Annotated in this window: 17 protein-coding genes; 7 read left to right on the forward strand and 10 right to left on the reverse strand. The window is 66.6% G+C overall.

The window, feature by feature from the left end; all coding sequences use genetic code 11:
• From AAG816_RS20275 to AAG816_RS20285, 3 genes are all read left to right on the forward strand, one after another.
• Positions 1-318 (forward strand): hypothetical protein (locus AAG816_RS20275; RefSeq protein ID WP_341991495.1); only part of this gene is annotated, 318 nt, incomplete at its 5' end.
• Positions 319-1,025: 707 nt separating this feature from the next.
• Positions 1,026-3,053 (forward strand): M23 family metallopeptidase, encoded by a 2,028-nt coding sequence (locus tag AAG816_RS20280; RefSeq protein WP_341991496.1) that lies wholly within the window; start codon positions 1,026-1,028, stop codon positions 3,051-3,053.
• 105 nt (positions 3,054-3,158) lie between these two features.
• Complete coding sequence (locus tag AAG816_RS20285; RefSeq protein WP_341991497.1) at positions 3,159-4,073, forward strand: hypothetical protein; 915 nt, start codon at positions 3,159-3,161, stop codon at positions 4,071-4,073.
• 106 nt (positions 4,074-4,179) lie between these two features.
• Here AAG816_RS20285 and AAG816_RS20290 read toward each other — a convergent pair whose 3' ends face one another.
• From AAG816_RS20290 to AAG816_RS20330, 9 genes are all read right to left on the reverse strand, one after another.
• Positions 4,180-4,566, reverse strand: a complete 387-nt coding sequence (locus AAG816_RS20290; protein ID WP_341991498.1) for a DUF305 domain-containing protein — start codon at positions 4,564-4,566, stop codon at positions 4,180-4,182.
• Positions 4,567-4,820: 254 nt separating this feature from the next.
• Positions 4,821-5,225: a hypothetical protein gene (locus AAG816_RS20295; RefSeq protein WP_341991499.1), complete on the reverse strand. Its 405-nt coding sequence runs from the start codon at positions 5,223-5,225 to the stop codon at positions 4,821-4,823.
• An 81-nt stretch (positions 5,226-5,306) separates the two neighbouring features.
• Entirely contained in the window at positions 5,307-6,341 is a 1,035-nt protein-coding gene (locus tag AAG816_RS20300; RefSeq protein WP_341991500.1) for a histone deacetylase family protein, read from the reverse strand.
• 36 nt (positions 6,342-6,377) lie between these two features.
• A complete protein-coding gene (locus AAG816_RS20305) occupies positions 6,378-8,033 on the reverse strand; it encodes an ABC transporter ATP-binding protein (protein ID WP_341991501.1) in 1,656 nt (551 codons plus the stop codon).
• Between the two features lie 10 nt (positions 8,034-8,043).
• Positions 8,044-8,883: an ABC transporter permease gene (locus tag AAG816_RS20310; protein ID WP_341991502.1), complete on the reverse strand. Its 840-nt coding sequence runs from the start codon at positions 8,881-8,883 to the stop codon at positions 8,044-8,046.
• A complete protein-coding gene (locus AAG816_RS20315; RefSeq protein WP_341991503.1) occupies positions 8,883-9,857 on the reverse strand; it encodes an ABC transporter permease in 975 nt (324 codons plus the stop codon). Before AAG816_RS20315 ends, AAG816_RS20310 begins: the two co-directional genes overlap by 1 nt.
• Before the next feature lie 240 nt (positions 9,858-10,097).
• Positions 10,098-11,660: an ABC transporter substrate-binding protein gene (locus AAG816_RS20320; RefSeq protein ID WP_341991504.1), complete on the reverse strand. Its 1,563-nt coding sequence runs from the start codon at positions 11,658-11,660 to the stop codon at positions 10,098-10,100.
• Positions 11,661-11,770: 110 nt separating this feature from the next.
• Complete coding sequence (locus AAG816_RS20325) at positions 11,771-12,538, reverse strand: class II aldolase/adducin family protein (protein ID WP_341991505.1); 768 nt, start codon at positions 12,536-12,538, stop codon at positions 11,771-11,773.
• 107 nt (positions 12,539-12,645) lie between these two features.
• Positions 12,646-14,055, reverse strand: coding sequence for an amidase family protein (locus AAG816_RS20330; RefSeq protein WP_341991506.1), 1,410 nt, complete (start codon positions 14,053-14,055; stop codon positions 12,646-12,648).
• A gap of 128 nt (positions 14,056-14,183) precedes the next feature.
• Here AAG816_RS20330 and AAG816_RS20335 point away from each other — a divergent pair, with 128 nt between their 5' ends.
• Positions 14,184-15,140 (forward strand): LysR family transcriptional regulator, encoded by a 957-nt coding sequence (locus tag AAG816_RS20335; protein ID WP_341991507.1) that lies wholly within the window; start codon positions 14,184-14,186, stop codon positions 15,138-15,140.
• Between the two features lie 86 nt (positions 15,141-15,226).
• Here AAG816_RS20335 and clpB read toward each other — a convergent pair whose 3' ends face one another.
• Positions 15,227-17,863 carry an ATP-dependent chaperone ClpB gene (clpB, locus tag AAG816_RS20340; RefSeq protein WP_341991508.1) on the reverse strand — a complete coding sequence of 879 codons (2,637 nt, stop codon included), beginning with the start codon at positions 17,861-17,863 and terminating at the stop codon, positions 15,227-15,229.
• Between the two features lie 344 nt (positions 17,864-18,207).
• On the opposite strand from clpB, the gene AAG816_RS20345 reads away from it, so the two are divergent.
• The 3 genes from AAG816_RS20345 (at position 18,208) to AAG816_RS20355 (ending at position 20,843) form a co-directional block, all read left to right on the forward strand.
• Positions 18,208-18,672 carry a nuclear transport factor 2 family protein gene (locus tag AAG816_RS20345; RefSeq protein ID WP_341991509.1) on the forward strand — a complete coding sequence of 155 codons (465 nt, stop codon included), beginning with the start codon at positions 18,208-18,210 and terminating at the stop codon, positions 18,670-18,672.
• A gap of 268 nt (positions 18,673-18,940) precedes the next feature.
• Positions 18,941-20,215, forward strand: a complete 1,275-nt coding sequence (locus tag AAG816_RS20350; protein ID WP_341991510.1) for a hypothetical protein — start codon at positions 18,941-18,943, stop codon at positions 20,213-20,215.
• A 64-nt stretch (positions 20,216-20,279) separates the two neighbouring features.
• On the forward strand, positions 20,280-20,843 hold the full coding sequence (locus AAG816_RS20355; protein WP_341991511.1) for a TetR/AcrR family transcriptional regulator: 564 nt from the start codon (positions 20,280-20,282) through the stop codon (positions 20,841-20,843).
• Positions 20,844-20,904 lie beyond the last annotated feature (61 nt).

Raw genomic sequence — 20,904 nt, forward strand, 5'->3', positions numbered from 1 at the left:
CCGAAGACCCAAGAGACCCGCAAGGACTCCGCCGTCCACGTTTCTCTTTCTTCTCTTCAACCTGTCAAACAGCACGAGATCCGAAGACCTCAAGGACCGAAGTCCCGCGGAGCCGAAGCTCCAAAACGTCAACACCCGAAGATCCACAAACCGACCCGACCGAAGCCCGATCCGCTCAAACCTCCTCCGCCCGAAAGCAGAACCGACAACCCATCCGCCGGTCTCTCGACCGTCTGTCACAACACCAAAGTCGTGAGGAGCGTCGGCGGCGCCGGCACCGCGTTTCGCCGCGGCCCGTCGTCGTTGGGCGGTTTATAGGACCGGCTTTCGGGACTGTCAACAGTGGCTTGAAAGGGAAACATGAAGGGGTGATGACGCTGTGCACAACTGCCCCGCTCGAGGCGGTGAAGATTGTGAGCTGGCAACGCTTCTCAGGACATTTGCAGGGCAGCATGATTTGCTGCGATGCATCGGGCGCAGCCACCGACGAGCCCTGCGGGCCGAGTCCGGCGGGAGATTTTTCTGCGAATTTTTTAGGCCAATGCCTGCTCGCGCGTCATCAGGATTGCGCCTGGAAGGTGCAAACAGCCAGAGGTTGCTCTCCGAGCGGCACGGGGAAGGGCGTGGTGGGCGCTCTCCTGATCCACCGCGATGGACGCGCGTCACCCCTTGTGTCCTGCCTTGCGACAGCGGCCCGCGCGCCCTCAGGCATCCGGACGCCCCTCGCCCATCTCTCGCTCACGTGCGTGTGCGCCGGCAGACTTCGGTGCGAACCGGGAAGCTTGCAGCGCGCGCCGCCATGTTTTCGCCTTGTCGCCCCCCTCACATCGCCGGCCCAATGGGGCGGAGATGCGCAGACAGCTCAGCTTCGTTGACGCGTGGCAGCGGCGGGGGCATTTTCATACCGAATGCCCGCGCGATCCTGCGCGCTCGGTCGTAGGCTGTGTCTCTCTGCGCAGGCAGAGGGTCAGGCGATTGGACACGGGTTCCCGCCATCCGGCGAGACCCCAGCAAAGGGACGGGATTTGCATCAAAGACGTTCCGCCGGGGATTGGCGCGACGCGACGAGTGCGGCGGGCCTCGGCGAGGATCCGCCCCTCGGCGTCGATGGCGATGAAGAAGAGATCGATCGGCGGCGCATTTCCGTGCGCTGGCTCGCAGCGACGCTTCTGACCGGCCTGTGCGGCAGTTTCCTGATGGGCGGCGCGGTCTATGCGGCGCTCGACGGCGACCACCGCTTTGCCGCCATGCCCGAGACCGTCCGCAATGCCCTGCGCGGCACGCTCGCCGTAGGGGAGAAGCCGTCCAATGCGGCGCGCAAGGGCGATCGCATGTCGCTGTTGGCCGAAGCCAGCAGCGCGCGGCAGACCTTCCGGGTCTCCACCGCCACCAAGGTGGGCGACAAGGAGATCATCCGCGTGCGCCCGTTCACCCGGGTGGCGGCGAATTTGGCCATGTCCACCACCTCGGTGTCGGTGAACATTCCCCGGTTCAATCCGGCGCAATTGGTGGCGCAGTCGGCGGATCCGCAGGAGGCAGCGCCTCAGGCGGAGCCCACCGGCGAGATCACGCTGGTGATGCGGGATCTCGCCACCGCCCCCAATCTGCATTTCGGCGCCGCGGTGCCCATGGAAAGCGTGCTGACCAAAGTACGCGAGGTCGCGGAACTGGCCCGGTCGCAGCCGGCCCTGGCCGGCTTGCCCCCGGCCATTGCCGGACGGCCCGGTCCTGTCGGCGGCAGCCCGTCTTTGGCCTATGCCACCGAGGGCCGATACGGCCTGCCCACCGGGACAGGCGCCATGGGAGCGCCCGTGGTGCCCGGGCCGCGCCCCGACGTGATGGAGAATGTCAGCTATCTGGACAAGACCTCCAGCGAGACCTCCGGCGGCAATGACTGGACCGACACCACCGTTGTGGTGAAGAAGGGCGACACCATCGTCTCGATCCTCACCGATGCCGGCGCCTCCGTGGAAGAGGCCCAGGGCGTCGCCGCCGCCTTCAAACGCGGCCGCGACGGCGTGGTGAAGGATGGCTTGCGCATCCGCCTGCTACTGCAGAGCGATGCGGCGAAGAAGATCCATCCGCTGCGGGTGTCGATCTTCAGCGATGTGGGCCATGAGGGCACGGTGGCCAGTTCCGATACCGGCGCGTTCGTACAGGTGGCGGAACCCACCGAGAATGACATGGCCGGCGTCTCCGAGGCGGCGTCCGATGACGATGATGACGACAGCGGCCCCGGCATCCGGCTTTATGAGAGCATCTATGAGACCGCCCTGCGCAACGACATGCCGCGCAGCGTCATCGCCGATTTGATCCGCATCTATTCGTTCGACGTGGATTTCCAGCGCCGGGTGCGGCCGGGCGACAATTTCGAAGTGCTGTATTCCGAAGATGCCCCCGGCGATGCGGAAGTGCTCTACACCACGCTCAGCACCAATGGCGAAACCCGCCGCTACTACCGGTTCCAGACCCAGGATGACGGGTTGGTGGATTATTACGACGTCGAGGGCAAGAGCGCGAAGAAGTTCCTGGTGCGCAAGCCCATCGCCGGCGGCATCATGCGCTCGCCGTTCGGCTATCGCCGCCATCCCATCCTCGGTATTTCCAAGCTGCATACGGGCGTGGACTGGTCCGACAGCGTCGGCACGCCGATCTATGCTGCCGGCAACGGCACGGTGATCTATGCCACCTGGAAGTCGGGCTATGGCCGGCATACGGAAATCCAGCATGCCAACGGCTATGTCACCACCTATTCGCACCAGTCCGGCTTCGCCAAGGGCCTGCGGGAGGGCATGCAGGTGCGCCAGGGCCAGCTCATCGGCTATCTGGGCTCGTCCGGCCTCTCCACCGGGCCGCATCTGCACTATGAGGTGAAGATCAACGGCAGTTTCGTCGACCCCATGCGCGTGAAACTGCCGCGTGGCCGGGCGCTGGAAGGGCGCTTCATGGCGGAGTTCAACAAGGAGCGCGAGCGCATCGAAGCGTTGCTGGCCCACGCGCCGGTGCCGCCGAAGGTGGCCTCCGCCGCCAACACCAACAGCCGCACGAAATAGCATGGACAGCAGCGAGGCTGGGTGACCGCACTTGGCTCGGAGCGTCATGGACAGCTAGACTTGGGACCTGTAGTCAAGATCCCCATCTGAACCGTGAGCGCTGCCATGAAATCCTCCGTGTTCCCCGCCGCACGGCGGATCATCGGCGCCCTGCTGGGTGCGGCCTTGCTGCCGACCGCCGCCCTCGCCGGTGCGGCGGACGACGCCTATATCGCCGCCCGCGATAAATATGTCGCCGCCCTGGCCGCAGCGGAAAAAGCCGGAACCAATCCCGATGCCGTCTACAAGCAGGATGATCGCGCCCGCGCCGATCTCAAGGCGCAGATGATGGCTTTGCTCGGCCCGCTCGCCTTCAAGGGCCTGGAAAAGGCCGGCGAATTCTCGCCCGGCACGCTGCTCAGCGGCGAGTTGGAGACCGGTCAGCCGGACGGGCTGCTGTTCCGCGACAAGAAAGATGAAACCCGCATCTTTATCTCGCCCGTGCCGGTGCTGACCCATTGGGCGCGCCAGGATGCGGACTTCAAGGCCGGCGATGGGCTTGCGACCGTGCTGGCGTCCGGCCCGTTCTATACCCAGGCGACGGGGAGCGATGCCGCCTTCGAGCCCTATGTGCCCGTGCCCCTGACGGCGGGCGAGGGCGAGGTGGTGTTCGCCTTCATCGGCCTGTTTGCCCAGGACGATACGGCCAACTACCCCCCCGCCTCCGTGGTGATCGGCTGGATGGCCAACGGGCGGGTGGTGGTCGGCACCACGCCCATGCCCGAGGCCCGCAAGACCTTCCCCGCCTGCACCAAGGCCTGGGAGGCCACCATGGCCAAGGCCAAGGCGCTCGAAGCCGCCGCGCAGAAGCAAAAGGGCGCGCGCAAGGATGAAATGATGGCGCAGGTGTTCGACCTGCATGGCCCGGTCGGCTCCGCCGCCTACCGGACCTGCTATGCCGGCGAAGTGGTCAAGCAGCCGGTGTTCGCCACCATCGTCAAGAAGACCGAAGCCCTGCTGCAGAAGATGCGCGGAAACTGACCTTCGTCCCGTGGGGGCGTGACGACGCCATGCGCGTCCGCCCCCGTCGAGGCCATGCGGGCCACAGCGCGATGCTCTCGCCGCCGCGGCCCGCCGGTGCGTATGCCTACTTGGCGTGGGCCTTCAGCCAGGCCTGCATATCGGCGATCTCCTTCTCCTGCGCGTCGATGATGGTCTGCGCCATCTTCTTGGTTTCCGGATCCTTGGCGTATTTCAGCGCCACCTTGGCCATGTCGATGGCGCCCTGGTGGTGCGGGATCATGTGGGTGCGGAAGTCCACATCAGCATCGCCGGTGTAGGGCGCGCTCATGCCCTGCATCATCTTGGCGTCGGCGGCCTTGAACTCCGTGGTGGACGGCGTATCGGCGGCCGGCGTCATCATGTGCGGGGTGGTGCCGCTGTGCATGGGCATCGTGGTTTGCGCCTGCGCTAGGCTGAAGCCAGCGGTGACGGACAGGCAGATGATCAGCGTTTTCAGCATGGGCTTGGCCATGAGATGGTTCTCCATTGGGAAGCGTGCGGCACAGCCGGCACGGTGTCTGGGATCGGTGATGAATGCCCCCCGCCGCAACGCGCGGGAGGCTGAAAGGCGTGGCACGGGCCTGACGGCGAGGCTGCCGCGGTCCGGCGCAAACGCGGGGCGATCGGCGACCGCGCCATGCCCGGCTCAGGACCGGATGGGCGTCCGACGCAACGTGCTCCCCTTGTGGATGCCCCAAGCGGGGCGATCTCCGGGGCGATCCGATCTCAGGCCGGGGTTCGGGGCGGCTTCGGCAGCGCTTCCGGTACGCGGCCGGGCGGCATGACCATGGCGCGCAGGGGCTCTTGCCGGCGGGATGTGGCCAGTGGCAGCGCCAGCACCGGATCGACCACCAGGGCTGAAAGGCAGCAGACCATTCCGGGGTTGCAGCAGTCCCGGCCGCAGGGCGGACCCGGCATCGCGGGCGCGGACCGCTCAGCGGTTGCCACCAGTGTCGGGGACGCGGAATGGGCGTGGGCGGCGGTGGATGCATGCGTCACTGGCGATGCGACCGCAGCACCAGCGGCGGCGGACAGGCCGTGCCCCTCATGCGCCTGGGCTGGCGACGGCAGGACATAAGCCGCGATCAGCATGATCGCGGCGCCCAACAACCGGGTCAGGATGTCCTGCATGCGCATGGACGCGTGTTTAGCACAATCGGGGCCTCGCTGACCCCGACTTTCCGCCGCACCCGGCTGTGCCGTGGGCAAGCCTCAGCCCTGGCGGGCGGCGTCGAAGGCGCCGAGGAAGGCCACCGCATTGTCGGACAAGGACGGCCCGAGATATCCGCCTTCCTGCACCAGCACCGTGGGCAGGCCGAGGCCCGCCACCTTGCGGGCGCCGCGCTGGAAGCCCTCGCCGGTCATCTTCACCAGCGACAACGGATCATCCTGCGACATGTCCAGCCCGAGCGAGATCACCAGCGCCTGCGCCCCGAAGGCGCGGATGATCTCCAGCGCCTCGTCATAGCGGGCAAGGATCTCCTCTACCCCGGCGCCTACTGGCAGCACCAGATTGCGCGTCGCCCCCTCCCCTTCTCCCACGCCGATCTCATCCGCATAGCCGGTGAAGAACGGGGTATAGTCGCTGGGATCGGTGTGGATCGAGACGTAGAGCACGTCGCCGCGGGTGTGGAAGATGTCCTGGGTGCCATTGCCGCCGTGGGTGTCCACGTCCAGCACCGCCACCTTGTCGAACCGCCCGCGCAGATGCTGGGCGGCGACGGCGGCATTGTTGAAGAAGCAGAAGCCCATGGTGGCGTCGATCATCGCATGATGGCCGGGCGGGCGGCACAGCGCATAGATGTGCCCCTCCGCGCCCGAGCGCACCCGATCCGCCGCCTCGATGGCGGTCTGCGCCGACCAGTAGATCGCTTCCGCCGTGCCCGGCACGATGGGGCATGAGGTGTCAGTGGAATAGAAGCCCAGCCGGCCGATCACCCCGGTGGGCACCCGCCAGTTGCGGCGGTCGGTGTGATAGTTCGGCACCGCCGGAACCGTGGTGCCGGTGGCCTCCACCCAGGCCGGCCAGGCGGACATGAGGAAGTCCACATAGGCCGGGTCATGCACCGCCTTGATGGGATCGAGGCCATGGTCGCCGGGCATCTCGCGGGTGTGGCCGGCGGCCAGCAGCGCATCGCGCAGCAGGATGGCGCGCTGCGGCTGCTCGGGATGGGGAATGAAGGCGCCGCGGCGGAAATAGAGTTCCGGATCGTGCGCCAGCTGGCGTTCGTCAAAAATGATCTTCATGGCATCCGTCTCAAACCGCTGAACAAGGATAGGCCCTCAGGCCGGCACGGCCTCGCCGCCGAAGACATCGCCCTCGGCCCGGCCGGGGATCGCGGCGATCAGGCGCCGGGTATAGTCGTGCTGCGGATTGCCGAAGATCTCCGCCGCCGGCCCCATTTCCACCACCTCGCCCTTCCGCATCACCGCCACCTTGTCGCAAATGGTGGCCGCCACCCGCAGATCATGGGTGATGAAGATCAGCGACAAATCCAGCCGCGCCTTGAGGTCCGCCAGCAGCGCCAGCACCTGGGCCTGGATCGACACGTCCAGCGCCGAGACCGCCTCGTCGGCGATGATGATTTCCGGGTCCAGCGCCAAGGCGCGGGCGATGCCGATGCGTTGGCGCTGGCCGCCGGAAAACTCGTGCGGGAAGCGTTCCACCGCGGAGGGGTCCAGCCCCACCAGGGCCAAGAGGTCCGCCGCTTTGGCGAGCGCGGTGGCGATGGGCACCCCGGCCGCTATGGGCCCTTCGGCGATGATGCGGCCCACCCGCGTGCGCGGATTGAGCGAGCCGTAGGGATCCTGGAACACCATCTGCATGCGCCGCCGCCAGATGCGCATTTCCGCCACCGACTGGCCCATGGTCTCCTGGCCATTGAGGCGGATGGAACCGGCATCCGGCTCCACCAGCCGCACCAGGCAGCGCCCGAGCGAGGACTTGCCCGAGCCGCTCTCGCCCACCACGCCCAAGGTCTCGCCCCGCGCCAGATCAAAGCTGACATCGCGCACCGCATGCACCACGCGGGCGGGGCGGAAGAAGCCGCCCGCGGAGCGATAGGTCTTGGTCAGTCCCCGCACCGCCAGCACCGTTTCGCCAGTCGCCTTCTCCGGGCCGGTGGCGAGGGCCCTGCGGCCGGAAGGAATGGCGGCGATCAGTGCCTGCGTATAGGCGTCCTGCGGCGCGCCGAGCACGGCGCTCGCACTGCCGCTTTCCACGATACGGCCCTGGCGCATCACCACCACCCGGTCGGCAATATCCGCCACCACGCCGAAATCATGGGTGATGAACATCACCGCCGTGCCGTGCTTCTCCTGCAGTTCGCGGATCAGCTTGAGGATCTGCGCCTGGGTGGTGACATCCAAAGCGGTGGTGGGTTCGTCGGCGATCAGCAGCACCGGGTCCAGCGCCAGCGCCATGGCGATCACCACCCGCTGGCGCTGGCCGCCGGAGAGCTGGAACGGATAGGCATGGATCGCCCGTTCCGGCTCGGGAATGCCCACCTCGGTGAGCAGTGCCAGGGCGCGGGCGCGCCGCTCCGGCGGGGTCAGCAGGCCGTGGGCCTCGAACACTTCGGCGATCTGCTCGCCGATGCGCATCAAGGGGTCCAGCGCCGTCATCGGCTCCTGGAAGATCATGCCGATGCGCTTGCCGCGTACCGCGCGCATGGCGTCCGCATCCAATTGCAGCAGATCGATGCCGTCCAGCTTGGCGCTGCCCTGAGCCACGCGGGTGCCCGGCGGCAGCAGGCCCATCACCGCATTGGCGGACATGGACTTGCCGGAGCCGCTTTCGCCGACGATGGCCAGGGTCTCGCCGCGGCGGATGTCGAACTCCATATGCTCCACCGCATAGAGCCGGTCGGCGCCCGGCGGCAGAGCGATGGCGAGGCCGGAGACGGAGAGGACCGGGGCGGATGGTGTTGCGTCCGTCATGGGGCGGCCCTCAATGCTGATCGCGGGAGGAGCGCGGGTCGAGCGCTTCCGCCAGCCCCTCTCCCACGAGATTGAGTGCCAGCACCGAAATGAGGATGGCGACGCCGGGGAAGACCGAGAGCCACCACGCCTGGCGCACCACCGTGCGGGCCGCGCCGATCATGTAGCCCCAGGACATGATGGAGGGATCGCCCAGGCCGAGGAAGGAGAGCGAACTCTCCAGCAGGATGGCGGAGGCCACCATGAGGGAGGCCAGCACCACGATGGGCGAGGTCACATTGGGCAGGATCTGCCTTGTGATGATGGTCCAGTGGGATTGGCCGGCGAGGATCGCCGCTTCCACATATTCGCGCTTGCGCTGGGCCATCACTTCGCCCCGCACCAGCCGCGCCACCGGCGGCCAGCCGACGATGGCAATGGCGATGGTGATGGACACCAGACTCGGCTGGAAGATCGCCACCAGCACGATGGCCAGGGCGAAGCTCGGGATGGTCTGGAAGAATTCGGTGAAGCGCATCAGCAGATCATCCACCAGACCGCCGAAATAGCCCGCCGCCGCGCCGATGGGCACGCCCACCATCAGCGCCACCAAGGTGGAAATGGTGCCGATCAGCAGCGAGATGCGGGCGCCATAGGCCAGGCCCGAGGCGACGTTGCGGCCCAAGGTATCGGTGCCCAGCGGCACCGCGCCATTGGCGAACGGCGGCAGGAACGGCCGCTGCACCATCTTCCACGGCGAGACCGGGTAGAAATAGGGCGCGGCAATGGCGATGACGATCACCAGCACCACCACCACGAGGCCGGCGACCGCCGCCTTGTGGCGGCGAAAACGGGACCAGAACGCGCCCATCACGACACCTCAATGCGCGGGTCCACCATGCGGTAGACGAGATCGGTCAGGATGTTGAACACCACCACCATGGCCGCGGAGACCACGAACACGCCCAGCAGCAGATTGTAGTCGCGCTGGATCAGCGCCTCATACATGAGCCGGCCGATGCCGGGCCAGGCGAACACGGTCTCGGTCATCACCGCCCCGCCCACCATCTGCCCGGCCTGGATGCCGGCCAGACTCACCACGGGCAGGATGGCGTTGCGCAGCACATGGCGGCGCAGGATCACCCGCTCGGACAAGCCCTTGGCGCGCAGGGTCTTGATGAAATCCTGCCGCCCCACCTCGATCATGGAGGAGCGGGTCATGCGCACATAGACCGCCATGAAGAACAGGCCCAAAGTCACCGCCGGCAGCACCAGATGGCGAGCCACATCCAGCACGCCTTCCATCAGCGAGACATTGGCCCCCACCTCCCGCATGCCAAAGGCCGGCAGCCAGTCGAGCCAGACCGAGAAGATCAGCACCGCCATCAGCGCCATCCAGAACAAGGGCGTGGCGTAGAACACCAGGGCGATGGTGGTGATGAGCCGATCCAGCGGCCGGCCCTTGTTTGCCGCCGCCCACGCCCCCATGGCCACCCCCACCGTGAGCGAGAACGCGAAGGCGGCGCCGGTCAGCAGCAAGGTGGCCGGAAGGCGGTTCATCACCAGCTCGATCACCGGCATCTGCTGGCGATAGGAGAAGCCCAGATCGAGGCGCACCACGCCCCAGAGATAGAGCCCCAATTGGGTGAGCAGCGGCTGATCCAGGCCGAATTTGGCCCGCAATTGCTGCAGGAAGGCCTCGTCGGTGGCCCCGGACTCCCCCGCCATCACCGACGCCGGGTCGCCCGGCGCCAGATGGATCAGCGCGAAGTCGAGAATGACGATGGCCAGCACCACCAGGATGCCCTTGGCCACGCGCCAGAGGAGGAAACGAAGGGTCTGCATGCGCCCCGATCTGGTTGCTGGAGCTTGGGACGGGCGGCATGCGCCCCACCCGTTGGCGTGACAGGTCCCCTCTCCCGCTTGCGGGGGAGGGGTAGGGAGGGGGCGCGCGGAGCGCGAGGACGGTGAGGGCCGAGCGAACGGCGAGGCTTCCCGCCTGCGGCGGCCCCCTCCCAACCCTCCCCCGCAAGCGGGAGAGGGCTTCGCGTTGCGCGCGGCCTGACCGCCCCCCAAAAAAAGACATCACTCGATCCAGGCGTCCTTGAAGCCGTCGTTCACGCCGATGCCGGTGGTGATGAGGTTCTTCACATTACAATGGGTAATTGTGGGGAACTTCAGGTCGATCAGCCAGGCGTACACGGCGTCTTCGCTGATCTTCTTCTGCACCGCCGAATAGGCGGTCTGGCGCACGGCATCGGGGAAGCCCACCGCGCCCTCGGCGAACAATTTGTCCACCTCCGGGTTGGAATAGCCGCCCACATTGTTGAACGGCGAGCCCTTGGCGATGTTGCTGGAGATATAAGCCCGCGCCACGCCCAGGGCCGGATCGCCATATTGGTACATGAAGGTGGTGGAGAGCTCGAAGTCCCAGTCGCCCAGCTTCTTGTTCCAGCCGGGCACGTCGGTGGCCACCATCTCCACCTTGATGCCCACGTCTTCCAGATTCTGCTTGATGGCCTCGCCCCAGCGGGTCCAGGTCTCGCCATAGGGAATGGGCATGAAGCGCACCGGCTCGCCCTTGTAGCCCATCTCCTTCAAGAGCGCCTTGGCCTTGGCCGGATCGTAATTGTACTTCACCAGCACCTTCTCATCGCGGAAGGCGGTGCTTTGGGCGAACGGGCCGGTGGACACCGAGCCCATGCCGTTCCACAGCGCATCGCGGGCGAAATCGCGGTCGATGGCGTAGGACACCGCCTTGCGGAAGCGCACGTCGCTGGACAGGCCGCCGCGATGGTTGAACCACAGGAAGGCCTGCGGGGCGAAGAACTCCCAGCCCTTGTCGGTGATGCAGGCATTCTTGGTCTTAGCCAGGCGCGGCACGTCGAAATTCTCCACCGAGCCGCCGGGCAGGATGTCCACCTTGCCGGTCTCGAACGCCACGGCGCGGGCGGCGGCATCGGGAATGACATGCCAATAGATCTCGTTGAGGTGCGGCTTGCCCTTCTCGTAATAATCCGGGTTCTTCACCAGCTTGATGTGGGAGCCCTTCACCCATTCGGCGAACTTGAACGGCCCGGTGCCGATGGGGGTGTTGTTGGCCGGATTGGAGAGGAAATCGGTGCCCTCATAGATATGCTTGGGCACCATGGGCATGGTGCCCACTTCGAACATGCGGATGAACGGGCCGAAGGTCTCCTTCAACTGGAACACCACGGTCTCGTCATCGGGGGCGGTGATGCTCTCCACATAGGCCAGCGAGGCGCGTGTGCGCGGGTTGGTCTTGCGCAGGAACACGTCGGCGGAGAACACCACGTCCGCGGCGGTGAAGGGCTTGCCGTCGTGCCACTTCACGCCCTTGGCGAGCTTGAAGGTATAGGTCTTGCCGTCCGGCGAGATGGTCCAGGAGGTGGCGAGCTGCGGCTTGGGCTGGAGCTTCTCGTCATAGCGCAGCAGGCCCTCATAGATGTTGCCGGCCACCATCTGGGTGGGGGCATTCTGGAGGATGCCCACCATCAGGCCGGGCGGCTCGGGCTGGATCACCACATTGGCCCGCCCCCCCTCCTTGGGATCGGCCGCGGCCGGACCGGCCAGGACGGCGGCCAGCACCAGGGAAGAGGAAAGGGTAGCGAGAAGCTTTGCTTTCATGACAGCCGGGTCCTCTGGAAGGGATTATTATGGAACGGCGTGTGCGGGTTACTCAGATGCGGCGAAAACTGATTCCGTGATCAATGGGACGGAGCCTGACAGCATCAGACTCAATGGTTGAAATCGGGGGCGACGGCGGCGGCGAGGCGCAGGAAGGCGGCCCATTCGGGGTCGGCCAGGCCGGACGCGGCATGGAGATCGTCCCATTTCTCGTACTGCGACGCGGTGAGATCGGCGATGGCGCGCGACGGCAGGCGCAGCGGGCGCCCGGTGCCCATGGCGGCGATCTGGGCCTGGCAGGCCCGCTCCAGATTGTGCATCAGCACGAAGGCTTCGCCCACGGTTCGCCCGCAGGTCATCAGCCCGTGATTGCGCAGCACCATGGCCTTCCGGGTGCCGAGATCCGCCACCAGCCGTTCGCGCTCGGCCGGATTGACGGCGATGCCTTCGAAGTCGTGATAGGCGATGCGATCATGGAATTGCAGCGCCCACTGGTTGAGCGGCAGCAGCCCCTCTTCCAGGCAGGCCACCGCGACGCCGGCCACCGTATGGGTATGCAGCACGCAGCCTATGTCGGGACGGGCCGCATGGACCGCGGAATGGATGACGAAACCGGCGGCATTGATGCCATGGCCGAGCGGATCGTCCAGCACGGTGCCGTCAATGTCCACGGTCACCAGTTCCGAGGCCTTCACCTCGTCGAAGCGGGTACCGTAGGAGTTGAGCAGGAAGCGCTCGTCCTCCCCCACCTTGGCGGAGATATGGGTGAAGATGCTGTCATCCATCCCCATGTGCGCCAGCAGCCGGTAGGCCGCCGCGAGGTCGGTGCGGGCGTTGCTCGCCGGCTCAATAGCGATGGAATCTACGATGGCATCCATGGACCAGGCTTCCTGTTGGGCCGCGGCGGCGCAAATCGGTGCCGCGCGGCGTCATGATGGCAACGTCGGAGACGAGGCGATAGGCGGGATGCGGCGCTGCCGCGCCCTCATTGCCCGGCCCCGGCCAGGGTGCCCTGCAGCGCGGCGGCGGCGGCCAGAACGGCGGCATCCGCGCCGCGCGCGCCGATGATCTGGAACGCGGTGGGCAGACCGGCCGGCGTCGGCGCCAGGGGAATGACCGCCGCCGGCTGCTGGCTGAGGTTGATGGGAAAATTGAACCCCGCCCACAGATGCCAGCGCGACAGCCCGCTGCCCGCCGGCACCAGATCCCCGGCGGCAAACGGCAGCACCGCCACGCCGGGCGAGACGATGAAATCGAATTGGGCGCTGAGCTGATCCATGGCCATGCCGAACGCACCACGCTCCGCCTGGGCGCTGATGAGGTCCACCGCCGAAAAACGCGTGCCCTCGGCGGCGATCTCCAGGAAACCGGGATCCACGCCGTCGCGCATGGCCTCCGGCACCCCCAGCAGGCGCTTGGCGGCGCCGGTGTACCAGTGCTTTTCGAAGATGTCCGTCACCCGGTCGGCAAACGGCAAGGTGATGGGCTCGAGGATGGCGCCCAGCACTTCGAGCCGCCGGAGCGCCGCCGCGAAGGCAGTTGCCACCTCGGGATCGACCGCGCCGCAGGGCGGCTCGGACCACACGCCGATCCGCGCGCCCAAGGGGAAGCCCGGCGGCAATTGCCCCTCCAGCGGCGCCAGGGCGCCCGCCCCCTGGGCCCAATCCGCCAGATCGCGCCCGGACATGGCGGCCAGCATGGGGATCAGATCCTGCGCATGGCGGGCCATGGGGCCGATATGGGCGACGGTGCCGAACGCGCTGGCCGGATAGGCCGGCACCCGCCCGAAGGTGGGCTTCAGGCCGGCAATGCCGCAGAAGCTCGCCGGCACCCGGATCGAGCCGCCGCCGTCGGTACCCAGATGCAGCACGCCCGCGCCGCACGCCGCTGCCACCGCCGCGCCACCGGACGAGCCGCCGGAGGTGAGCGCCGGATCATAGGGATTGCGGGTGACGCCGAAGGCGGCGCTGTCGGTGACCGCCTTCCAGCCGAATTCCGGCGAGGTGGTGAGGCCGATGAACACCGCGCCGGCGTCGCGCAGGCGCCGCACCGCGGGGGCATCTTCCGCATAGGGCGCAGCCGGCGTGGTGGCGCTGCCGTAGCGCACCGACCAATCCTTCACCCACACAATATCCTTCAGCGTGGTGGGGATGCCGTCGATGGGCGACAGCGGCGTCCCGGCCCGCCAGCGCGCCTCCGAGGCCCGGGCGGCGGCGAGCGCGCCGTCATGATCGATGGTCAGGAAGGCATTGAGCAGGGGGTTGATCGCCTCCGCCTGCGCCAGCGCCACCTGCGCCAGTTCCACCGGAGAGCGGGCGCCGGTGCGGAACGCATGGGTGAGCGCCGCCACCTGCGGGCCTTCATCCTGGGCGACAGCCGGCGACACCACGCTCATGGGACAACTCCTGCTCTAAAACAAAGCACGCGCCTTTCGTGCCGCCTTAGGAGGCAGAATGGCCTTCCCCTCGGGTTTCACAAAATGTATTAATCCGGTGAAGTTCACACATTATATGGAGGATTCCCGTGGCGCTCTCACTCCGGCAGGTGCGCTACGTGACGGAGGTCGCCCGTCTCGGATCGATCCAGGCGGCGGCGCGGGAATTGTCCATCTCCCAATCCTCCATCCTGGCGGCCATCGATCTGGCGGAAGCCGATATCGGCGCGCGCATGTTCACCCGCCGACCGTCGCAAGGCATGCGCACCACCCCCGCCGGCGAGCGCTTCGCGGCTGCGGCGCGGGGGCTGCTGGCAGCGGAGACCGAGTTCGTGCGCGAGATCGGCTCGCTGGCGGAGGGGCCACCGCGCGGCATCCGGCTCGGTTGCTTCGTGCCATTCGGCCCCTTGTTCCTGCCGGAGGTGCTCAGCCGCTTGGTGGCCCGCACCGGCCCCATGGACATCACCTTGATGGAGGCCGACCAGCACCAATTGCGCCATTGGCTCGACATCGGCCATATCGATGCCGCCGTCACCTATGAGATGGGGCCACCGTTCAATGGCGACGTCACCCGCATCTGCCGCATGCCGGCCCATGTGCTGATGCGCGCCGACGATCCGCTGGCGGCGCTGGAGGCCATCCCGCTGGCGGCCCTGTCGGAGCGGCCGCTGATCCTGCTGGATCTGCCGCAGACCGGCGCCTACCTCTCCTCCATCATCGACATGTCGGGCCTCGGCCGCCGCATCGGCTTCCGCGCCCGCACCTATGAGACCGTGCGCGCGGCGGTGGCCTCCGGCTTCGGGGTGGCGATCCTGAACATGCGGCCGATTTCCCAGGTGATGGTGGATGCGCCCTTGCTGTGCCGCCGCCCCATCGCCGATCCGCTGCCGCCGCCCACCCTGATCGTGGTCGACCCCTATGGCGACCAGAAGCCCCGCTTCCTGATCGACTTCATCGCCGAAATGCACGCGCTGTTCCGGGAACTCGGCCCCCGCCGCTTCGCCGTCTGCCGCCCGGAGCAGGAGGGCGATCTGCTTCAGGTCTGAGCCGCCACCGGCGTTCCAGACAAGAACATGGCGCGGGATCGAACCGATCCCGCGCCATGTCAGACTGCCATCTCTTCAGTGACCGATCAGGCGGCCTCGTCGACCCGCTGCTCGGGGCGGAACACCAGACGGTCGCCCTGCAGATCGATGTGCACCAGGGAGCCATCGGGCACATCGCCGGCCAGCAGCATGCCGGACAGGGGATCCTGCACCAGCTTCTGGATGGTCCGCTTCAGCGGCCGCGCCCCGTAGGCCGGGTCGTAGCCCTTGTCCGCCAGAAAAGCGCGGGCAGCGGGGGTCAGGTCGAGGACGATCTTGCGATCCTCCAGCAGCTTGGCCAACCGGCCCAGCTGGATTTCGACAATGGCGCCCATCTGGTCCCGCTTCAGGCGGTGGAACATGACGATTTCGTCGATGCGGTTGACGAATTCCGGCCGGAAGTGCCGGCGCACCGCGCCCATCACCAGTTCGTAGGCCTCTTCGTCGGACACCACCGTATCCGCCTCGTGGCCGGGCAGGCCGAAGCCCACCGGCTGGCGCGGATCCGCCAGATATTCCGCCCCGAGGTTCGAGGTCATGATGATCAGCGTGTTGCGGAAGTCCACCGTGCGCCCCTGCCCGTCCGTCAGCCGCCCGTCATCGAGCACCTGGAGCAGGACGTTGAAGACGTCGGAATGGGCTTTCTCCACCTCGTCGAACAGCACCACCTGATAAGGCCGGCGCCGCACCGCTTCAGTCAGCGCGCCACCTTCCTCATAGCCCACGTAACCGGGAGGCGCCCCGATCAGCCGGCTCACGGAGTGCTTCTCCATGTATTCCGACATGTCGATGCGCACCATCGCGGTCTCGTCATCAAACAGGAAGCTGGCCAAAGCCTTGGTCAGCTCGGTCTTGCCGACGCCGGTGGGGCCGATGAACAGGAACGAGCCGATGGGCCGGTTGGGATCCTGCAAGCCGGCGCGGGCACGGCGCACCGCGGTCGAGACCGCCGACACCGCCTCGGACTGGCCCACAACGCGCTTGGCCAGCTCCATCTCCATGCGGATCAGCTTTTCCCGCTCGCCGGTGAGCATCTTGTCCACCGGCACGCCGGTCCAGCGCGACACCACGCCGGCGATGTGATCGGGCGTCACCGCCTCGTCCACCATATTGCCGGTCTGGCCTGCCTCTTCCACCGCAGCCAGACGCTTCTCCAGCTCGGGAATGACCGCATAGGTCAGCTCGCCGGCCTTCTGATACTCGCCCTGCCGCTGCGCACTGGCCAAATCCGCCCGTGCCTGATCGAGCTTGGCCTTCAAGGTGGTGGCCTCGCCGAGCTTGTCCTTCTCCGCCCGCCATTTGGAGGTGAGCGTGTTGGAGGTCTCCTCGAGATCCGCCAATTCCTTCTCAAGCCGCTTCAGGCGGTCCTTGGAGGCCTGGTCGGTCTCCTTCTTCAGGGCCTCCTGCTCGATCTTGAGCCGCATGACGTCGCGGTCGATCTTGTCCAGCTCTTCCGGCTTGGAATCCACCTGCATGCGCAGCCGCGACGCGGCTTCGTCCATCAAATCGATGGCCTTGTCCGGCAGGAAGCGGTCGGCGATGTAGCGGTTGGAGAGCACGGCGGCCGACACCAAGGCGCTGTCGGTAATCCGAACGCCGTGATGCAGCTCGTACTTCTCCTTCAGCCCACGCAGGATCGACACGGTGTCTTCCACCGTGGGCTCGTTGACGAACACCGGCTGGAACCGGCGGGCCAGGGCCGCATCCTTCTCCACGTGCTTGCGGTATTCATCCAGCGTGGTGGCGCCGACGCAATGCAGCTCGCCGCGGGCCAAAGCCGGCTTCAGAAGATTGGACGCATCCATGGCGCCGTCGGTCTTGCCGGCGCCCACCAGCGTGTGCATCTCGTCGATGAACAGGATGATGCCGCCTTCGGCGGAGGTGACTTCCTGCAACACCGACTTCAGCCGCTCCTCGAACTCGCCGCGATACTTCGCGCCGGCGATGAGCGAGCCCATGTCGAGGGCCAGCAGGGTCTTGTTCTTCAGGCTCTCGGGCACGTCGCCATCGACGATGCGGCGGGCGAGACCTTCCACGATGGCGGTCTTGCCGACGCCGGGCTCGCCGATGAGCACCGGATTATTCTTGGTGCGACGGGCCAGCACCTGGATGGTGCGACGGATCTCCTCGTCGCGGCCGATCACCGGGTCGAGCTTGCCGTCGCGCGCCGCCTGGGTGAGGTCGCGGGCATATTTCTTCAGCGCGTCATAGGCGTTTTCAGCCGTGGCGCTGTCGGCGGTGCGGCCCTTGCGCAGCGCTTCGATGGCGCTGTTGAGGCTCTGCGGCGTCAGCCCGGCGCGGGCCAGGATCTTGCCGGCCTCGGATTCCTTCTCGATGGTCAGGGCCAGCAGCAGGCGCTCGACGGTGACGAAACCATCGCCCGCCTTCTTGGCTGCCTGCTCAGCGGCTTCGAACACCCGCGCCAAGGCGGGGCTCAGATAGACCTGGCCGGAGCCGCCTTCCACCTTGGGCAATTTGCGCAGGGCCGCTTCGGTCTCGTCGCGCACCTGGGGCAGGTTGCCGCCGGCGCGCTGCACCAGACCCGCGCACAGGCCCTCGGGATCATCCAGCAGCACCTTCAACAGGTGCTCGGGAACGAACTGCTGCTGGCCTTCGCGCACCGCCAGCGACTGGGCGGACTGGACGAAGCCACGCGCGCGCTCGGTATAGATTTCGAAATTCATCTCTTCCCTCCTCGGCGGCCCGGCGCCTTGCAAGAAGCACGCAGGGCTCGCTTGGATGCGATGCCGGTCTGCCGGCCACCGCAGCGGCCCACCCGATGGGCGAACCACTGCTGCGCATGTGGGTGCGCCCCCCGCCGGACGGAAGGGGGCAACCGCCTCGAAACGCCACTTTTCACCATCCCCGCCCGAGCGCCTTGCGCGAGGTCACGAAAACCTTCGCAATCGCACGCTCTCTGCGCCCCGCGTCACGGGGGCGCGAGCGGCGGGAGCGCGACGGGATTGACGGCCGCCGGCCCGTCTGTACTAATCGGTACACACTTTTCGCCCCGAGACAGGAGACCCCCATGGCCCGCCCGCCGCTTCCCCCCTTCACCGCCGAGACCGCCGCCCAGAAGGCCCGCATGGCCGAGGATGCCTGGAACACCCAGGATCCGGAGAAGGTGTCGCTCGCCTATACGCCTGACAGCGTGTGGCGGAACCGCTCGGAATTCCTCCAGGGCCGCCCGGCCATCGTCGCCTTCCTCACCGGCAAATGGGCCAAGGAAGTGGACTATCGCCTGATCAAGGAGGTCTGGGCCTTCAGCGACAACCGGATCGCAGTGCGCTTCCAGTACGAGTGCCATGACGGCGCCGGCAATTGGATCCGCGCCTATGGCAATGAGAATTGGGAGTTTGACGAGGCCGGTCTGATGCGCCGCCGCGAAGCCAGCATCAATGACGTGGCCATCACCGCCGCCGAGCGCAAATTCCTCTGGGAAAAAGGCCCCCGCCCCGCCGACTATCCCGGCCTGACCGCACTCGGGCTCTGATCACCAGGCTTGCCCCCGCCCCCAGGCTACGTTGACACCTTTGCGGCCGCGTGAGAAAAGTAAAGATGTGTAGTTTATAGCATACTATATTTCTACACATCTTCAAAACAGAGCGCATGAGGCGCTTTGTGCCGGCAACGACCGCAACGCCATGATGGCGAAGCGATCTCCCGTATTTTCTCATTGTGCATTGCAAGCCCCGTGCGTCAGCGCGCCCATGTCGTGCTGGAGCCGGCATTTTCATGTGCGCGTTGAATGGGAGTCCGCGATGACGTCGATACCCGCCACCCGCTCGGGCCGCTTCGAGAACGCCTTGTATCTTCTGCGGACGCAATCCGTCACGGATGAACAGACCAACGCGAATGGCACCCAGGCCACGACGGCAAATGCCGACGGACCGAAGCCCGGCAAAGTGTTTTCCACCTATGTCTTCGCCCATTTCGATGGCGCCGTCGTCCTTGGCGGCAATGGCGCCGACTATGTGGACGCCTACGACTTCGCCGCCGTCGCTGGAGGCGCGGGCGACGACGACATCAATGTGTATGGCTTCTCGCTGGTTTCCGGCGGCGCTGGCAACGACCACATCACCGCCTACCATCACGCCACCATCACCGGCGGCGCAGGCAATGACAGCATTGAAGCCTATTCCTTTGCCAATATCGATGGCGGAGACGGCAACGATACGATCGATGTCTATAGCTTCGGCTTGGTGTCCGGAGGCAATGGCAACGATGTCATCGATTCCAATGATTATGCGACCATCGATGGCGGGAATGGCGATGATCGCATCAGCACCTATTCCAACTCGCTCGTCTTCGGTGGCGACGGCAACGACAAGATCACCGCCTATGACCATCTGACGGTGGACGCCGGCAATGGCAACGATACCGTCTTTGCCTATGACCATGGTCACATCAGCACCGGGGCGGGCAACGACATCGTGGTGACCTATGGCGGCTCCTCCCAGATCCAGGGCGGCCAAGGCAATGACGTCCTGATCTCCACCGATTTCAGTGTCTATGACGGCTACACCGCCGACGGCAGCATGCTCGATGGCGGCGATGGCAACGATTATCTGCAGGCGGGCGACGATGCCCGGCTCAAGGGGGGTGCCGGTGACGACATCCTGCGCCTGACCGGAAAGAATGCCACCGTCGTCTTTGGACGCGGCGACGGTTCCGATACGATCCGCTCGACCGGCAACCTATCGGTGGACATTGGCGGCTACAGCAAGCAGGACATCTCCATTCAGACCCAGGGCCAGACCTATGTGGTGACGTTCGCGGGCACAGGCGAAACCCTGACCCTTGATCTCACCTCCGGCGTGACCGCGCGCCTGACGTTCGCCGACGGGTCGGTCGAGGTCACAGGAGCGGATGTGCGCAAGACCCTCTCCCATGTGATAACCGATGCGGCGAACTATGGCGCGATCGGCGAGGCGGATGTGGTCTATTTCGAGAAGAAGATGCAGGTGCAGGGTCCAGGAACGTCCATGGTGGTTGGGGGCCGCGCGGCCACGGTCGAAAGCCTGACCCGCCCATGACCCATGGCGCCCATCGCGCAGCCTGGGCGGATCGCATGGGCGCGGTCTTGGCGCGCCGCGGCTCATGCCCCGCCTAGTTCATACCCGTGAGGATGTGCTGCCGGCCCTGGGAGAAGTGTTCCGCGAACACGGCTTCGAGGGCGCCAGCCTCGCCCATATCACCGCCCGCACCGGGCTCGGCAAAGGCAGCCTCTATTACTTTTTTCCCGGTGGGAAGGAAGAGATGGCCACCGCCGTGCTGGACCATATCGACGCCTGGTTCGAGACCGAGGTGTTCGCGCCCCTGCGCACCGAGGCGGACGCCCCGGCCGCCATCGCCCACATGCTGGAAGCGGTGGATCGCTATTTTCGCTCCGGCAACCGCGTGTGCCTGGTGGGGGCCTTGGCGCTGGGCGTGACCCGGGACCGCTTCGCCGCGCGCCTCGCCGGCTATTTTACCGCCTGGCGCGCCGCCCTGGCGGAGGCGCTGGTGCGGGCCGGGCACCCGCCGGCGGTGGCGCAGGAGATGGCGGAGGATGGGGTCGCCGCCATCCAGGGGGCGCTGGTGATCGCCCGTGCGCTGGATGACACCGGCGCCTTCACCCGCGCCATGGCCCGCCTGCGCGACCGCCTGGGGTTGGCGCCATGAACGGCATGTGAGCGCGCCAATTGCCGTGTCTGACTTGCTTTGCGCGCCGCTTGGCCTAAAT

The organism is Azorhizobium sp. AG788, from assembly GCF_943371865.1.
Taxonomy (GTDB): domain Bacteria; phylum Pseudomonadota; class Alphaproteobacteria; order Rhizobiales; family Xanthobacteraceae; genus Azorhizobium.